The organism is Streptomyces sp. SirexAA-E, from assembly GCF_000177195.2.
Taxonomy (GTDB): domain Bacteria; phylum Actinomycetota; class Actinomycetes; order Streptomycetales; family Streptomycetaceae; genus Streptomyces; species Streptomyces flavovirens.
Genome location: NC_015953.1, coordinates 4,816,507 through 4,832,844 on the forward strand (window position 1 = coordinate 4,816,507; position 16,338 = coordinate 4,832,844).

15 protein-coding genes are annotated in these 16,338 nt (G+C 72.5%); 9 read left to right on the forward strand and 6 right to left on the reverse strand.

Annotated elements, in window-relative coordinates:
- The first annotated feature begins 136 nt into the window (after window positions 1–136).
- From SACTE_RS21655 to SACTE_RS21675, 5 genes are all read left to right on the forward strand, one after another.
- Entirely contained in the window at window positions 137–2,293 is a 2,157-nt protein-coding gene (locus SACTE_RS21655) for a hypothetical protein (RefSeq protein WP_176724318.1), read from the forward strand.
- Between the two features lie 146 nt (window positions 2,294–2,439).
- Window positions 2,440–3,375, forward strand: coding sequence for an ABC transporter ATP-binding protein (locus tag SACTE_RS21660; protein WP_014048152.1), 936 nt, complete (start codon window positions 2,440–2,442; stop codon window positions 3,373–3,375).
- Window positions 3,372–4,127 carry an ABC transporter permease gene (locus SACTE_RS21665; protein WP_014048153.1) on the forward strand — a complete coding sequence of 252 codons (756 nt, stop codon included), beginning with the start codon at window positions 3,372–3,374 and terminating at the stop codon, window positions 4,125–4,127. The genes SACTE_RS21660 and SACTE_RS21665 overlap by 4 nt, the downstream gene beginning before the upstream one ends.
- Window positions 4,124–5,296 (forward strand): histidine kinase, encoded by a 1,173-nt coding sequence (locus tag SACTE_RS21670; RefSeq protein WP_019992402.1) that lies wholly within the window; start codon window positions 4,124–4,126, stop codon window positions 5,294–5,296. Before SACTE_RS21665 ends, SACTE_RS21670 begins: the two co-directional genes overlap by 4 nt.
- Window positions 5,293–5,904 (forward strand): response regulator transcription factor, encoded by a 612-nt coding sequence (locus SACTE_RS21675; protein ID WP_014048155.1) that lies wholly within the window; start codon window positions 5,293–5,295, stop codon window positions 5,902–5,904. Before SACTE_RS21670 ends, SACTE_RS21675 begins: the two co-directional genes overlap by 4 nt.
- 57 nt (window positions 5,905–5,961) lie before the next feature.
- Here SACTE_RS21675 and SACTE_RS21680 read toward each other — a convergent pair whose 3' ends face one another.
- From SACTE_RS21680 to SACTE_RS21690, 3 genes are all read right to left on the reverse strand, one after another.
- Complete coding sequence (locus SACTE_RS21680; protein ID WP_014048156.1) at window positions 5,962–7,779, reverse strand: hypothetical protein; 1,818 nt, start codon at window positions 7,777–7,779, stop codon at window positions 5,962–5,964.
- 271 nt (window positions 7,780–8,050) lie between these two features.
- The gene (locus SACTE_RS21685; RefSeq protein ID WP_014048157.1) at window positions 8,051–8,905 is read right to left on the reverse strand and encodes a tetratricopeptide repeat protein; all 855 of its coding nucleotides are present in this window, start codon (window positions 8,903–8,905) and stop codon (window positions 8,051–8,053) included.
- Between the two features lie 28 nt (window positions 8,906–8,933).
- Window positions 8,934–9,947 carry a GNAT family N-acetyltransferase gene (locus tag SACTE_RS21690; RefSeq protein WP_014048158.1) on the reverse strand — a complete coding sequence of 338 codons (1,014 nt, stop codon included), beginning with the start codon at window positions 9,945–9,947 and terminating at the stop codon, window positions 8,934–8,936.
- A gap of 117 nt (window positions 9,948–10,064) precedes the next feature.
- On the opposite strand from SACTE_RS21690, the gene fdxA reads away from it, so the two are divergent.
- Both fdxA and dapC read left to right on the forward strand, forming a co-directional pair.
- Entirely contained in the window at window positions 10,065–10,385 is a 321-nt protein-coding gene (gene fdxA / locus SACTE_RS21695) for a ferredoxin (protein ID WP_014048159.1), read from the forward strand.
- 141 nt (window positions 10,386–10,526) lie between these two features.
- Window positions 10,527–11,627, forward strand: coding sequence for a succinyldiaminopimelate transaminase (gene dapC / locus SACTE_RS21700; RefSeq protein WP_014048160.1), 1,101 nt, complete (start codon window positions 10,527–10,529; stop codon window positions 11,625–11,627).
- A 104-nt stretch (window positions 11,628–11,731) separates the two neighbouring features.
- On the opposite strand, the gene SACTE_RS21705 is transcribed toward dapC, so the two are convergent.
- Together SACTE_RS21705 and SACTE_RS21710 are read right to left on the reverse strand one after the other, a co-directional pair.
- The gene (locus SACTE_RS21705) at window positions 11,732–12,064 is read right to left on the reverse strand and encodes a hypothetical protein (RefSeq protein ID WP_014048161.1); all 333 of its coding nucleotides are present in this window, start codon (window positions 12,062–12,064) and stop codon (window positions 11,732–11,734) included.
- Window positions 12,065–12,251: 187 nt separating this feature from the next.
- Window positions 12,252–13,154, reverse strand: coding sequence for a hypothetical protein (locus tag SACTE_RS21710; RefSeq protein WP_014048162.1), 903 nt, complete (start codon window positions 13,152–13,154; stop codon window positions 12,252–12,254).
- Window positions 13,155–13,215: 61 nt separating this feature from the next.
- Here SACTE_RS21710 and dapE point away from each other — a divergent pair, with 61 nt between their 5' ends.
- Together dapE and SACTE_RS21720 are read left to right on the forward strand one after the other, a co-directional pair.
- Window positions 13,216–14,295: a succinyl-diaminopimelate desuccinylase gene (gene dapE / locus SACTE_RS21715; RefSeq protein WP_014048163.1), complete on the forward strand. Its 1,080-nt coding sequence runs from the start codon at window positions 13,216–13,218 to the stop codon at window positions 14,293–14,295.
- Window positions 14,296–14,394: 99 nt separating this feature from the next.
- On the forward strand, window positions 14,395–15,180 hold the full coding sequence (locus SACTE_RS21720) for a TIGR00730 family Rossman fold protein (protein WP_014048164.1): 786 nt from the start codon (window positions 14,395–14,397) through the stop codon (window positions 15,178–15,180).
- A 254-nt stretch (window positions 15,181–15,434) separates the two neighbouring features.
- On the opposite strand, the gene folP is transcribed toward SACTE_RS21720, so the two are convergent.
- Window positions 15,435–16,307 carry a dihydropteroate synthase gene (folP, locus tag SACTE_RS21725; RefSeq protein ID WP_014048165.1) on the reverse strand — a complete coding sequence of 291 codons (873 nt, stop codon included), beginning with the start codon at window positions 16,305–16,307 and terminating at the stop codon, window positions 15,435–15,437.
- Window positions 16,308–16,338 lie beyond the last annotated feature (31 nt).

The following is a 16,338-nucleotide window of genomic DNA, read 5'->3' on the forward strand; positions in this document are numbered from 1 at the left end:
GCGGTCGTGTCCTTGTCACCCCAGGGAGCGGCGAGTCCTACGGCGGCGGCCAGTAAGCTGGTGCGCGCGCCGAGCCGTCCCCTGGCCTGCGGCATGGGGGAAGTACGGGCGGCGGAGCCAATCGGGAGAACCTGCTTTGAGTCGTGAAACTGACAGTTCGTCCTCCGGGCCCCAGGGGCGCGGCGGAGCCGCGTACCCGTCGGGTACGCCGCCGTACGGATCACGCCAGTATCCGTCGCTGCACCCGTCCGAGGGCGGGCCGGGAGAGGCTCCGGAACCTGCGGACCCGCCCCGGCCCGACGAGCCCAGGACGGAGACGACGCTGACGACCCGTATCCGGATCAACATCCCGGGTTCGCGTCCGATCCCGCCTGTCGTCATGCGTACGCCCATGAGCGACACCGACACCTCCGGCGGCCGTCCGGACACCGAGCGCACCGGCAGCACCCCGAGGCCGGGCACGTCCGCCGACGGCGAGTCGCCGGCCGGCGACGAGCGGGGCGGTCAGGAGCCCAAGGCGCGGGACGGCGACGCCCCCGCCGAGAAGCCGGCCAAGGAGAAGAGCGGCAGCGACTGGTTCGCCCCGCGCAAGCCGGTGGCACCCGGGCCTGCGGCGCCCGCCGCCGCGGGCGGTGGCAGCGGGTCCGGTTCCGGCGGCGGCCCGGGCTCCGGTTCCGGTCCGGCCTTCGGTCCGGGTACGGGTACCGGGTCCGGCGGGGGCTTCGGTGCGGGGCTGAGCGCGGGGGCCGGTTCCGCTTCGGGCGGCCCGGCCGCCGGCTCCGGCTCCGGTTCGGCCTCGGTGCCGCCCCGCGCCGATCTGCCGTTCCGCCCCGAAGGGGGCACATCCGGGCCGGATCGCAGCTCCCTGGACGCGTTCGGCGCGGACGGTCCCGGCGGCCCGGGTGCCGCGGCGTCCGGTGGCCGCGGCCAGGCGCCGTCCGGTCCCACCACGGGCCCGATGACCGGGAGTTCGTCCCTGACCCCGGACCTCGACAAGCTCACCGGCCGGACCGGCGGTTCGGGCCCGGCGGGCTCCGGCGGGGCCCGGCCCGGCGGCGCGTCCGGCCCGGGCGGTCCCGCGGGCTCCGGTTCCGTACCGCCGCGGTTGTCCGACGACACGGCGATCCTCACGCCGCAGGTGCCCGCGCCCGGTCGCGGGCCCGCCGGCAACGTCTCCGGTGACACCCTCACCAGCGGCATCCCCGTCGTACCCCCGGAGTCCCGTTCCGGGTTCCCGGGCGGCCCCGGAGACCTGGGCAAGCGGCCCGGCGACGGCCCGGGCGGTCCTGCCGGGCCCGCCGCGGCGGCGCCCGCGCCCGCGCCGAAGCCCGCCCCGCCCGCCAAGAAGGGCCGCTCCAAGCTGGTCCTCCTGTGCGTCGGCGTCTTCGTGCTGTTCGGCATCGCCTACGGCGCCGGACTGCTGATGAACCACTCCGAGGTGCCCAAGGGCACCACCGTCCTCGGTGCGGACATCGGCGGCGGCACGAAGGAGGAGGCGGTCACCAAGCTCGAGGCCGCCTTCGGCAAGCGGGCCCAGGCGCCCCTGACGCTGTCCGTGGACGGCAAGGAGCAGAAGCTGGACCCGGAGAAGGCGGGTCTCACCCTGAACAGCCAGGAGACCGTACGGGGCGCCGCGGGCAGCGACTACAACCCGGTCTCCGTGATCGGTTCGCTGTTCGGCGGGGCACGCCCGGCCGACCCGGTGATCCCGGTCGACGAGGAGAAGCTCGGCCTCGCGCTGACCGAGCTCGCGGGCGTCTCGGGCTCCGCCAACGACGGAACCATCAGGTTCGAGCCGAACAAGGCCGTGCCGGTCCCGGGCAGGTCCGGCCAGGCGCTCGACGTCAACCGGTCGATGATCTCCGTCCGCGACGCCTACCGCGCGCAGGTCGAGACGGGCAAGCCCGCCGTCGTCGAACTGCCGGTCGCCACCACCGAACCCACCATCGACCAGGCCGAACTGGACCGGGCGATGAAGGAGTTCGCGGAGCCCGCGATGTCGGGGCTGATCACCATCAAGGCCGGAGCCAAGCAGATCGACTTCGGGCCGGCGCGGTCGCTGCCGAAGATCCTCTCCATGAAGCCGGTCGACGGCCGCCTGGTCGAGGTCTACGACAAGAAGGCGATCGACACCCTGCTGGACGGTGTCTTCGACGGCATCATGATCACCAAGGGCGACGGTCAGCAGCACGAGGTCGGCGCCGACGACGTGGCCCACGCCATGCAGACCGCGCTCCTCGGCAAGACGCCCGCCGAGCGTACGGTCGCCATCGACCTGGGGGGCGAGGGCTGACCGCCCGAGTCACCCGCGCACCCGCCGCCCCCGGCCGGACCTCCGGCCGGGGGCGGCGTCGCACGCCCCAGGCATGACATCTGTCATGCCGGATCCACGATCCGTGGCCCTGCCGGGCGGGCACCTGGTTCCGCCAGGCTGGACGCATGACAACGACAGCCGCCGCACCCACCACGGCCAGAGCCCCCGTGGTGAGCTTCGAACACGTCAGCAAGGCCTACGGGGACGTACGGGCCGTGGACGGACTGACCCTCGACCTGCGCCCCGGCGAGACCGTGGCGCTGCTCGGCCCCAACGGCGCCGGCAAGTCCTCCACCCTCGACCTGCTCCTCGGGCTGCGCACCGCCGACTCCGGCACGGTCCGGATCCTCGGCACCTCCCCGCAGGCCGCCATCGCGGCGGGCCGCGTCGGCGCGATGCTCCAGACCGGCGGCCTGATGGAGGACGTCACCGTCGAGGAGCTGGTCCGGCTCGTCTGCGACCTCCACCCGCGGGCCCACCCGGTCGGTGAGGTGCTGGACCGCGCGGGCCTCACCCAGATCGCCGGCCGCATGGTCAACAAGCTCTCGGGCGGCCAGGAGCAGCGCGTGCGCTTCGCGCTCGCCACCGCCGGCGCCAACGACCTGATCGTGCTCGACGAGCCGACCACCGGCATGGACGTCACCGCACGGCAGGCCTTCTGGGCCACCATGCGCGAACAGGCCGACGCGGGCCGTACGGTGCTGTTCGCCACCCACTACCTCGAAGAGGCCGACGCGATCGCGGACCGGGTGCTCGTGCTCCACAAGGGCCGCCTCCTCGCCGACGGCACCGCCGCCGAGATCAAGGCGAAGGCGGGGGCCCGCCGGATCTCCTTCGAGCTGGAGGGACCGGTCGACGAACCGGCCCTGCGCTCGCTGCCGTTCCTGTCCGCGCTCGACATCAACGGCCACCGGGTCCGCGCCCAGTCGCACGACGCGGACGCGACCGTCCACGCGCTCTACGGCCTCGGCCTCTACCCGCGCGCGCTCGAAGTCGCCGGACTCGGCCTGGAACAGGCCTTCGTCGCCCTTACCGAGGCCGAGGAGGCCAGGACCGCATGACGCACTACTTCTCCTGGAGCCTGACCAGGCTCGAAGTGCTCCGCACGCTGCGGAACAAGAAGTTCATGTTCTTCTCCGTCATCTACCCGTCGGTGATCTACCTGCTGATCTCCGGCACCCAGAACACCACCGACACGGTCCCGGACACCGATCTGACCCTCCAGGCCTTCTTCATGGTCTCGATGGCCTCCTTCGGCGCCCTGACCGCCGTCCTGATGGGCAACAGCGAACGCATCGCCAAGGAGCGCGAGAAGGGCTGGGTCCGCCAGCTCCGCCTCACCGCCCTGCCCGGCCGGGGTTACGTCCTGTCGAAGATCGCGGGCGCCGGCATCGTCACCCTGCCCTGCATCGTCGTCGTGTTCCTCGTCGCCGCGGGCGTCAAGGGCGTACGGCTCGACGCCTGGCAGTGGCTGGCGCTGACCGGCCTCATCTGGGCGGGTTCCCTGGTGTTCGCCGCGCTCGGCGTCGCCATCGGGTACGTCGCCAGCGGTGACGCGGTCCGGCCGGTCACCATGATCATCTACTTCGGACTCTCCATCCTGGGCGGCCTGTGGATGCCCACCACGGTCTTCCCGCAATGGCTCCGGTCGATCTCCGAGTGGCTGCCGACCCACGCGTACGCTGCTCTCGGCCAGGCCGTCGAGATGGGCGGCTCGCCGCACGCCAAGGACATCGCGATCCTCTGCGCCTACTTCGTGCTCTTCGCGGGCGGTGCGGCCTGGCTCTACCGGAAGGACACCCTGAAGGCGTGAGCGACGACGAGATGTCCATCGGCATCGGGCAGGCGCCCCACAGCCGCCGCCAGTTCCTCGTCAAGCTGCTGTGGATCGGCATCTGGCTGGCGTTCATGAGCGCTCCCGTCCGGGACGTGGTGAGCGGTGACCACACCGTGACGGCACGGGTGCTCGGCGGAGCCGGCCTGCTGGTCTTCGTCGCCGTGTACCTGGTCCTCGTCTTCCGGCACACGTCGAGGGCGCCCGCCCGCCGTCAGGCCCTGCGGTCGATCGCGGTCCTCGCGGTCCTCGCCGTCGTCCTCTCCCTGACCCTCGGCATCTCCTGGCTGGTGCTGTTCGTCTACGTCGCGGTGTCCGCCGGCGCGACCCTGCCGCTGCGGACCGCCGGCCGGCTGATCCCGGCGGCCACCGCGGTGATGGTGCTGATCGGCCTGTCCGCCGGCCATGCCCGGGAGATCGTCACCGCGCTGGTCTTCCCCGCGCTGCTGGGCGGCTTCGCGATGTCCGGGGTGCAGCAGATGATCCGTACGACGATCGAGCTGCGCGAGGCCCGCGCCACCGTCGCCCAGCTCGCCGCCAACGAGGAACGCCTGCGGCTGGCCCGCGACCTGCACGACCTGCTGGGCCACTCGCTCTCGCTGATCACGCTCAAGAGCGAGCTGGCGGGCCGGATGCTCCCCGGCCGTCCGGACCGGGCGGCGGAGCAGGTGGCCGACATCGAGCGGGTGAGCCGGCAGGCCCTGGCGGACGTGCGCAGCGCGGTCACCGGCTACCGCCGCCCGACCCTCCCCGGCGAACTGGCGGGCGCCCGCACCGCACTCGCCGCCGCGGGCATCATCGCGGACGTCCCGACCGAGGCCCCCGACGACGTCCCGGAGGAGCAGGAGGAGGTGCTCGCCTGGGGACTGCGGGAGGCCGTCACCAACGTCGTACGCCACAGTGGCGCCCGGCGCTGCTCGGTCGCCCTCACCTCGCGCCAGACCCTGGGGGGGCCGGTCGTGGAGCTCAGCGTCAGTGATGACGGGCGGGGCGCGGCGGGGACGAAGGCGGGCAACGGTCTCACCGGCATCGCCGAACGCCTCGCCACGGTCGACGGCACCCTCGCCACCACGACGGCGGGCCCGGCCAAGGGTTTCGCCCTCACCCTCCGTGTCCCGGTCGGTCCCGGCCTAGGATCCGGGGAATGAGCATGATCAGACTTCTCCTGGCCGAGGATCAGTCCATGGTGCGCGAGGCGCTCGCGGCGCTGCTCGGCCTGGAACCGGACATCGAGGTGGTGGCCCAGGCCGCCCGCGGCGACGAGGTGCTCGCCGCGGCGCGCGAGCACGCCGTCGACGTCGCCCTCCTCGACATCGAGATGCCGGGCATGAACGGCATCGAGGCCGCCGCGGAACTGCGCCGCGAGCTCCCGGACATCAAGATCGTCGTCGTCACCACCTTCGGCCGTCCCGGATACCTGCGCCGCGCCATGGAATCGGGCGCGGACGCCTTCCTGGTCAAGGACGCCCCGTCGGCGCAGCTCGCCGACGCCGTACGCAGGGTGCTCGGGGGCGAACGGGTCATCGATCCGGCGCTGGCGGCGGCCGCCCTCGCGGAGGGGGCGAACCCGCTGACGGACCGTGAGCGCGAGGTCCTGCGCGCGGCGGCGGACGGCGCGACCAACGTGGAGATCGCCGGTGCGATGCACCTCTCCCCGGGCACGGTGCGCAACTACCTCTCCACGGCGATCCAGAAGACGGCCGCACGCAACCGCACCGAGGCCGTCCGGGTCGCCGGCGAGAAGGGCTGGCTCTGAGGTACGAAGGGGGCCCGGCCGCAGCAGCGACCGGGCCCCGCTCCACCGCCTGCCTTCCTACGGGAAGGAGACCACCTGCGACGGGATGGTGGTGTCACCGGAGGTGGGGTCTCCGATGTCGTTGATGACGTGCTCGTACTGGCCCTTGCCGCCCAGGGAGACCACGAGCAGGTCGTGGAACTTCACACCGGGCTTCACCGGGGCCTGGAAGCCGTGCTGCTGCCGGATGTCCGGGTTCACGTTGAAGTAGCAGTAGCTGCCCATGCCCCAGCCCTCGTGGGTGGTGACCGAGTCGTCGACCTTGTAGGCGGCGTAGCCCTTGATGTCGCCGTTCTGGATGGCGGCCTGGTCGGGGGCGTCGTACGCCTTCTCGTTCTGGTAGAAGATCGTCTTCCCGTTCTCACCGGACCACTGGACGTCGTACTTGTTGAAGTGCTCGACGAACAGGCCGGTGGCCAGCACGTTGTCGCCCTTCACGTGGACGCCGTAGTCGGCCCGGTTGGTCTCCCAGCCGACGCCCTCGCCGTGGTCGGCGCGCCACACCCAGGTGTGGTCGATGATCGTGTCGTTGCTGTTGACGACGATGCTGGTGGTCGCCTTGCCGGGGCCGGCGCCGCCGATGCGGACGAACACGTCCTGGAGGGAGGTCGGGTTGGCCGCGTGGTCGCCGGAGGCGCCGTCGGAGCCGACCTCGACGAGCGTCTCGGAGTTGACCGGACCCGCGTCGACCAGCAGACCCGCGACCTTGACGCCGTCGACGTCACCGACCTTGAGCGCGGTCACCCCGTTGTCCGGGATGATCGTGGCGAGGCCGAGACCGAGCGCCACCGTGTTCGCGCGGTCGATCTCGATCGGCTGGTCGACGTGGTAGACGCCGGGCGTGAACAGCAGGTGCAGCCCCTGGTCCACGGCGGCGTTGATGGTCTCGGCGGTGGCGCCGGGCTTGACCACGTAGAACTGGTCGAGGGGGAGGGACTCGCCCTCCGGGGTGCCGTTGCCCCACGAGGTGCCGCGCGCGTTCGTGCGCTTGGCGGGGACGAAGACCTTGTAGTCGTCCCCGTCCAGGTAGAGGAAGGGCTTCTCCCGGGAGACCGGGGTGGTCTCCAGGGTGGTGTACGGAGGCTCCGGGAAGCTCTGCGCGGGGGCGCCCTCGACGCCGGAGAACGTCATGTTCCAGACGCCGTTGCCCCAGCCGCCGACGGAGCTGTCGCGGGTGTACCACTGCTGCTGCGAGTACGGACCGACCTCGCCGTCGATCTTGCTGTCGGCGATGTAGCCGCCGCTGGCCCAGCCGTAGCCGTCGGGGGCGAGGTTGAGGCCGCCCTTGACGTGCATCCGGCGGAAGGGCGCGGCCTGCGAGACGGCCCAGCGGTTGGTGCCGTTGACCGGGTTGAGCGCCAGGTTCTCGGCCGAACGCCAGAAGTTCTGGGTGGCGTTGCCGTCGAACCAGCCCGCGTCGACGGTCACGTCGCCGTTGAAGGTGGTGTCGTCGGGGTTGAGCCCGAGGCCCGCGATCGAGGTGTAGAAGCCGATCTGCGCGTTGATGTCGTTGTACGTGCCCGGCTTGAACATCAGCGCGTAGCGGTCGGTGCCGAACTGGTTCGACTCCTGCTTCCGGAAGACCTCGTCGACCTTGCCCTGGATGTCGGGGGTCGACGGATCGAAGACCAGCACGTTGGGGCCGAGGTCGCCGCCGCCGACCACCTCCTGGGCGGCGGCCGGCCGGACGTCGCTGCCGAAGGCGGCCTGGGTCGTGGGGACGGCCATGAGCATCGCGGCGGCGAGCGCGGTGAGGCCGAGCGCCTTCGGACGGCGCCGCCGGTGGGGGGACGCGGGGGGCGCGGAACGCGCGGGATCCGTGGGGGGAACGTGCATGAAGTACGTCTCCTGAGTCGTGGTTGCGGGGGGCACGACGGTCGGGCGAGAGAGGCGAGAGAGCGCTCTCACGTGTTTCGCCGATGTAACCGCTATGGTCCGGGACACGTCAAGAGGTGTGCATCAAGAGGTGCGTGTGGATGCGGTGTGCGCAACAAATAACGTCTCGCGAACGGCAATTGACCTGGTATCAGCCTGAACCGGAGGGGTGCTGACTTCACAGGATGATGTCCCCGGAGGGGGCGGGGGCCGGGCGGGCGCCGGACCGCTCTCAGTTCAGCAGGGCCCGGGCGGCCTGGGCGCGCCGGCGGATCTCGGCGGCCGCGGTCGGCTCCACGCCGTCGACGACCTCCGCGTACTCCTCCATCTCCGCGGCCCCCCGCAGGAACTCCCCGCGCTGCACGAGGAGCTGGGCCCGCTCGTAGCGGAGCCTGGCCGGGTGCGAGGGCAGCAGCAGCGACAACTCCAGCGCCCAGAGAGCCACATCGGTGCGCTCGGGCCGGGCCGTGGCCCAGGCCCTGATGTTGTTCAGGACGCGCAGCACGGTCTCCAGCGGCCCGGCCGGTACCAGCATCGACGCATCCAGCCGCCCCCCGCTCGTCCCCGCCACCATGAGCGCGGCGTCCTCGCCGCTCAACGGGACACCGCCGGCGAACGGATCGGCCAGCACCTGCTCCGCCGGATCACCGAAACCCACCACGTAGTGGCCGGGCAGCGCCACCCCGTACACCGGCGCCCCGGCCCGCCGCGCGACCTCCGTCCACACCACCGAGAGCAGGATCGGCAGCCCCCTGCGACGGCGCAGGACCCGCTGGAGCAGCGAGGAGTCCAGCCGCTGGTAGTCGGCGGGCCCGCCGACGAATCCGCACCGCCCGCCCAGCAGTTCCGCCAGGGCCGACGCCCACGCGCGGGCGGACCGCGCCCCGTACGGCAGGAGGCCCGCCAGCCGGTCCAGCTCGACCTGCGCGGCGTCGATGCCGCACGGGTCGGCGGGGGCGGCGGGATCGGCCGGTTCACCCTCCGCGCCCAGCAGGAGGCAGAGCAGGGCGAGATCCGGCCGTTCGGCGCGCGCCTCGTCGGCGAACCGCCTCCTGCGTCCGGCCTGACCGGGGTCTTGAGCGCTCATACGACATGTACTCCTGGGCTGTCGCCCGCTATGCGGGCCGGAAGTGGTGGTACAGGTGGTGGGCGGCGAAGCCCATGCCGTCGTACATCGCCCGGGCCGGCGTGTTGTCCGTCTCCACCTGGAGCCAGGCGGCCGACGCGCCCTCGTCGAGCGCGCGGCGGGCCAGCGCCGCCATCACGGACGTGCCCAGGCCGCGGCGCCGGTGCTCCGCACCCACCTCCACGGCCATGAACCCGGCCCAGCGGCCGTCCACCACACAGCGCCCGATCGCGGCCGGGACCCCGTCCGCGCTCTCGCCGGGGACCGACGCGAACCACACCGAGGGGCCGCTGCCCAGCACCTTCAGGACGTGTGCGCCCGGCCTCAGCCCCGGGGTGTCGAAACGCTGGTACCGGGACAGCCACGCGTCGTCCGTCCCCCGGGACAGCCGCACCCCGGAGACGTCGGCCGGCAGGTCCGCGACGGGCGCCAGCGCGGCGATCCGGGTCTCGGCCGTCACCTCGCGCCGCCACCCGTGGTCCTCCAGCTCGGCGCAGAGCCGCTCCTGCGCCCCCTCGGCGCCGGTGCCCGCCTGCACGTAGGCGGGCAGCCCCCGCTCCTCGTACCACCGCACAACACGCCCCAGCGCCTCACCGACCGGCATCCCGGGATCGCCGAGCGGCAGTACGGAGTTGGCGCGCCGGGTGAACCCGGCGGAGGCGCGCAGCCGCCAGTCGCCCAGCGCCTCGCTCTCCACCGGCTCCCAGGCGCGCGCGGCGACCCGGGTGAGCTCCTCGAACGAGGCGGCGGGGCCGCGCCGGCGTGCCGGGGCGGGAGGCACCACCTTGCCCGCCACCAGCGAGGACTCCGGGATCCGGACGCTCTCGCCGGACCGGGGCGTGATCGACACCACACCGTCGTCCCACGATGTGAGAACCCCGACCGTATCGGTGAACTTCGCGCCCTCGCCGCCTCCGTGCACCACCTGCCGCACCGAGACGCGTTTGCCCACGTCATCCGCTGTCATACGGACCTCGAACCGTCCGCCGATGGTGAATTCCACAGCTCAGTCCGCCCCTCCTGTTCGGATCGTGCCCCGGAACGGAGATACTAGGTGCGGGCATCGACGACGCCGCGCTCCCGCGCGAGAGCCAACGCCCTACCGAGGAGGAACGACAGCGTGACCTACGTCATCGCGCAGCCTTGTGTCGACGTGAAGGACAAGGCCTGCATCGAAGAGTGCCCCGTCGACTGCATCTACGAGGGCCAGCGGTCCTTGTACATCCACCCGGACGAGTGTGTCGACTGCGGAGCCTGTGAGCCGGTCTGCCCGGTGGAGGCCATCTTCTACGAGGACGACACCCCGGAGGAGTGGAAGGACTACTACAAGGCGAACGTCGAGTTCTTCGACGACCTCGGCTCGCCGGGTGGTGCCTCGAAGCTGGGTCTCATCGAGCGCGACCACCCGTTCGTCGCCGCGCTGCCGCCGCAGAACCAGTAACGGCGGCCTCACGAGCGCCGCCCGGTCCCGTACGGCTCGTCACCGTGCGGGACCGCAGCGTTTTCCGGCGTCCGTGCGCGCGCCGCGCCCACGTCCACGTACGAGAAACGCCCACGTCCACGTACGAGAAAGCAGAATTCCGTGCCCGCAGCACCCGTCTCCTCACGCCTCCCGGTCTTCCCCTGGGACAAGCTCGCGCCCTACAAGTCGACGGCCGCTGCCCACCCGGACGGTGTGGTGGACCTGTCCGTCGGCACCCCCGTCGACCCGGTGCCCGCGCTGATCCGGCAGGCGCTGGTCTCGGCCGCCGACAGCCCGGGCTATCCGACGGTGTGGGGGACCGAGGCCCTGCGGGACGCACTGACCGGCTGGGCGGGGCGCCGGCTGGGCGCGACCGGCCTGGCGCACGAGAACGTCCTGCCGGTCGTGGGCTCCAAGGAGCTGGTGGCCTGGCTGCCGACCCAGCTCGGCCTGGGCCCGGGCGACAAGGTCGCCTACCCGCGGCTCGCCTACCCGACGTACGAGGTCGGCGCGCGGCTCTGCGGCGCCGAGCCGGTCGCCTACGACGACCCGACCGAGCTGGACCCGGCCGGACTCCGGCTGCTCTGGCTCAACTCGCCGTCCAACCCGACCGGGCGGGTCCTCTCCCAGGAGGAGCTGACCCGTACCGTCGCGTGGGCGCGTGAGCACGGCGTGCTGGTCTTCAGCGACGAGTGCTACCTGGAGCTGGGCTGGGAGGCCGAGCCGGTCTCCGTGCTGCACCCCGACGTCTGCGGCGGGACGTACGAGGGCCTGGTCGCCGTCCACTCGCTCTCCAAGCGGTCCAACCTCGCGGGATACCGCGCGGCGTTCGTCGTGGGCGACGCGGTGGTCCTCGGCGAGCTGCTCCAGATCCGCAAGCACGGCGGGATGATGATCCCGGCCCCGGTCCAGGCGGCGACCGTCGCGGCGCTGGGCGACGACACGCACGTCGCCGAGCAGCGGGCCCGGTACGCGCGCCGGCGCACCGTCCTGCGGGCGGCGCTGGAGCGCCACGGCTTCCGCATCGAGCACAGCGAGGCGAGCCTCTACCTGTGGGCCACCCGCGACGAGCCGTGCTGGGAGACCGTCGCGCATCTGGCGGAGCTCGGCATCCTGGTGGCCCCGGGCGACTTCTACGGGCCGGCCGGGGACCGCTTCGTACGGGTCGCGCTGACGGCGACGGACGAGCGGGTGGACGCGGCGGTCAAGCGGCTGTCCTAGCGCGTGTTCCGAAAGTCCCGCCTGTCCGGGCGACGCCTGGCGCGAACACACGCCGAAGGGGCCCCGGGAGTGCGCACTCCCGGGGCCCCTTCGGCGTGTGTGGCTCAGCCGAGCGGCAGGCCCTTGGTGGGCAGGGTGTCGCCGGTCAGCTCGCCGTCGGTCACGCTGCCGGCCTTCTTGAGGGTCTTGCCGGCGGCCGGGAGCGTCGTACCGACGAGCTTGCCGCCGGTCTCGCCGGCCACCTGGGCGCCCTGCTTCGAGGTGGAGTCCAGCGTGTTGCTCACGCCGGCCCCGTCCAGCGAGGTCAGGCCGCCGAGGGCGGGGGTCTGCGGAAGCCCCGCGGCACCCGCGGCACCGGCCGCACCGACCACGGGGGCCGCACCTGCGGCGATGAGCAGCGCGGTACGGGCGATCCGACGGGTCAGGGGGAGGGACATGATGCTCCTTCGACGGGACGTCAACGGGTCACGGCAGATGCGGGATCCACCTGTCCGGTGATCGGACGCACTGACAACCGCTCGGAGGGCGGGGAAGGTTGCGGGGCCCCGAGGTAAAGACTGGGTAATGCGTCGGATAATCCGTCACAGAAAGGGCCAGTGGAGCCCGTACGGATGACGGCCCGGACTACTGAGCGAGCCGCATCCGGACCGACGTGGCGCCCGACTCCTTGTCGCCCGTCCGCCAGCCCGTGTCGGGGCGCCACACCCGGCCCTCGTAGGAGACCTCGGCGATCCGGAGGGTCCCGGCCCGGGCGACGGCCCAGTGGGCGATCTCCCAGCCGCGCCGGGACTCGGCCCCGTCCGCGGCGCTCACCTGCGCGCGCACCGGCACCGAGACCGTGGTGGTGGCGGCGGCCCCCGCGGCCCCGGCGGCCGGCAGCACGTCCTTGCCGAACGAGCGGATCAGATCCGCCCGCACCTCGTCCGCGTCCCCCGGAAGGCTGTCGGCCACCTCCCGCAGCGAGCAGGTCAGGGAGGCGGGGGCGCGGCCGGTCAGCGCGGCGGCCAGCAGCGTCGCGTCCGGCTCGTGCTTGGCGTAGGCCTGCGGGAAGGCGCTCTTCTGCACCCGCTGCGCGGCCTCGGTGAGCGGCAGCCGGGAATAGCCCGGCACCTTCGCCAGGTGCGTGTAGAACTCCCCGGCGGAGTAGACCGGGTCCATGATCTGCTGAGGCGTCCCCCAGCCCTGCGAGGGCCGTTGCTGGAAGAGGCCGAGCGAGTCCCGGTCGCCGTGGTCGAGATTGCGGAGCGTGGACTCCTGGAGCGCGGTCGCCAGGGCGATCGTCACCGCGCGCTCCGGCATCCCCCGGGTGGTCCCCACGGCGGAGATCGTCGCGGCGTTGGCGGCCATCTCGGGGCTCAGTTCGTAGCTGCTCCCGTCGTCCGCCCCGGCGGCGCGCACGACGCACCGGGACGACCCCTGGTGCCCGGTGACGTACTGCACGACCAGATATCCGGCCAGGGCCGTGAGCACGGCGAAGGCGGCCGCGACGCGGAGGAGGCGGTGGCGGGGGGCTGCGGTCCGGGGCACGGGCCCACCGTACTGGAGGGTACGGGCGGGGCCGGGAACGAAGTCCCCTAGAGTCGTGGCCATGGACGGACACACCCTTGACCTCGCCCTCGACGGTCCGGCGCTCACCGCCCGGCTCGTCGACCTCCCGTCGGTCAGCGGGCAGGAGAAGGACCTGGCCGACGCGATCGAGGGGGCCCTGCGCCCGCTGGCGCACCTGAAGGTCGACCGGTACGGGAACAACGTCGTCGCCAGGACGCAGTTGGGCCGCGCCGAGCGTGTCGTCCTGGCCGGACACATCGACACCGTGCCGATCGCCGACAACGTGCCCTCACGGCTCGACGACGACGGTGTGCTGTGGGGGTGCGGCACCTCCGACATGAAGGCGGGCGTCGCCGTGCAGCTGCGCATCGCGGCGACCGTGCCGGAGCCCAACCGCGACCTGACGTTCGTCTTCTACGACAACGAGGAGGTCGCCGCCCACCTCAACGGCCTGGGGAAGGTGGCCGAGGCCCACCCCGAGTGGCTGGAGGGGGACTTCGCCGTCCTCCTGGAGCCGTCCGACGGCGAGGTCGAGGGCGGCTGCCAGGGCACGCTCCGGATGCACCTGCGACTGGACGGCGAGCGGTCCCACTCGGCACGCAGCTGGATGGGTTCCAACGCCGTCCACGCCGCCGCGCCGGTGCTGGCGAAGCTGGCGTCGTACGAACCGCGCCGGCCGGTCATCGACGGGCTGGAGTACCGCGAGGGCCTCAACGCGGTCGGGATCGAGGGCGGTGTCGCCACCAACGTGATCCCCGACGCGTGCACCGTGGTGGTCAACTACCGCTACGCCCCCGACCTCACGCCCGAGCAGGCCGAGGCGCACGTGCACGAGGTGTTCGCGGACTGCGGCGTCGCCGCGTTCACGGTCGACGACCACTCCGGCGCGGCGATGCCGGGCCTCTCGCACCCGGCGGCCGTGGCGTTCATGGCGGCGGTCGGCGGCACGGCCAGGCCCAAGTTCGGCTGGACGGACGTGTCGCGCTTCGGGTCACTCGGCGTCCCCGCGGTGAACTACGGCCCCGGCGACCCGCTCTTCGCGCACAAGCGCGACGAGCACGTCCGCACCGAGCTGATCACCCACTGCGAGGAGCGGCTGCGCTCCTGGCTCACCAGCTGACCCACGGCATTCCCCTGCGTGTAACCTCCGCCGATCTACGCTGAAGCGACGTACGTACAGCGACGTACGTACATCGCAGGTCGGCGGAGGGAGCAGGACATGGGCAACCCGGAGGACGCACGGATCCCCGAGGGCGCGGAGATTCCCGAGGGCGCGGTGAAGCCCGAGGAACAGCGGCTGGGTCCGGTGCTGCGCCGCAGGGACCAGGTACAGCCGGGCACGACCGATCAGCGGCTGCTCGACTCCGAGGGCGACTCCGAGTGGGTGCACACCGATCCCTGGCGGGTCATGCGCATCCAGTCGGAGTTCGTCGAGGGCTTCGGCGCGCTCGCCGAACTGCCGAGCGCCATCAGCGTCTTCGGCTCGGCCCGCACCCCGGCCGGTTCGGCGGAGTACGAGGCGGGCGTCCGGATCGGCAAGGCACTGGTCGAGGCCGGCTTCGCGGTGATCACGGGCGGCGGGCCCGGGGCGATGGAGGCGGCGAACAAGGGCGCGCGCGAGGCCAAGGGAGTCTCCGTCGGGCTGGGCATCGAGCTGCCCTTCGAGTCGGGGCTGAACGCGCACGTCGACATCGGCGTCAACTTCCGTTACTTCTTCGTCCGCAAGACCATGTTCGTGAAGTACGCCCAGGGGTTCGTCGTCCTGCCGGGCGGCCTGGGCACGCTGGACGAGCTGTTCGAGGCGCTGACCCTGGTGCAGACGGGCAAGGTGACGCGCTTCCCGATCGTGCTGTTCGGCTCGGCCTACTGGGGCGGGCTCGTGGACTGGCTGCGGGACACGGTGGTGGCCCAGGGCAAGGCGTCCGAGCGCGACCTGCTGCTCTTCCACGTCACGGACGACGTGGACGAGGCGGTGCGGCTGGTGACGAAGGAGGTCGGGCGGTAGGTCCGCCCGAGGCCGGGCCGGAGCCCCCACGGACTCCGGCCCGTCCACCGCGTGAACGACGCCGCGGGGCAATACACCTAGGGCTTGTTTCGAAAGTAGCGCCGTCCGCCCGGAGGGCGGGTCCGGCGGCGTCTGGTGCGTGCGATCGCAAGGCGGAGGGTCGCCCCGATACTGGATGTATCGGGGCGATCCCGACAACGCAGCGAGCGTGCGTGCCAGACGCCGCCGGACAGGCGGGACTTTCGAAACAAGCCCTAGGCCAGCCCGCGGCGGGCCACCGCCGGAGGCCGGTGGCCCGCGATGGACGCCACCATCTCCAGCACCTGCCGGGTCTCCGCCACCTCGTGGACCCGGTAGACCTGGGCCCCCAGCCACGCCGACACCGCGGTCGTCGCGAGCGTCCCCAGGACCCGTTCCTTGACCGGCTTGTCGAGCGTCTCCCCGACGAAGTCCTTGTTGGACAGCGAGACCAGCACCGGCCACCCGGTGGCCGTCATCTCGTCCAGCCGGCGCGTCGCCTCCAGCGAGTGCCGGGTGTTCTTCCCGAAGTCGTGGCCCGGGTCGATCATGATCCCGTCCGGGCGGACGCCGAGCCCGACGGCCCGCTCGGCGAGGCCGACGGTCACCCGCAGGATGTCCGCCATCACGTCCTCGTACTCCACCCGGTGCGGCCTCGTACGCGGCCGTGCCCCGCCCGCGTGGGTGCAGACCAGCCCCGCCCCGTACCGCGCGGCCACCTCCGCGAGCCTGGGGTCCACCCCGCCCCACGCGTCGTTCAGCACGTCCGCCCCGGCCTCGCAGACGGCCTCGCCCACGTCGTGCCGCCAGGTGTCCACGCTGATCACCACGTCCGGGTGGCGCCGGCGGACCTCGCGGACGAAGCCGACCGTGCGGCGCGCCTCCTCCTCGGCCGTCACCTCCTCGCCGGGGCCGGCCTTCACCCCGCCGATGTCGATGATCGCGGCGCCCTCCGCGACGGCCTGCTCGACCCGGGAGAGCGCGGGCTCGTCGCGGAACGTCGCGCCCTGGTCGTAGAAGGAGTCGGGCGTCCGGTTCACGATCGCCATGACCACCGGTTCCCGCGCGCCGAACTCCCGCCGCCCCAGCCTGAGCGCACCGCTTCGCATGCCTGGTTCCTCCTCCATGGGTCGCCTGCGA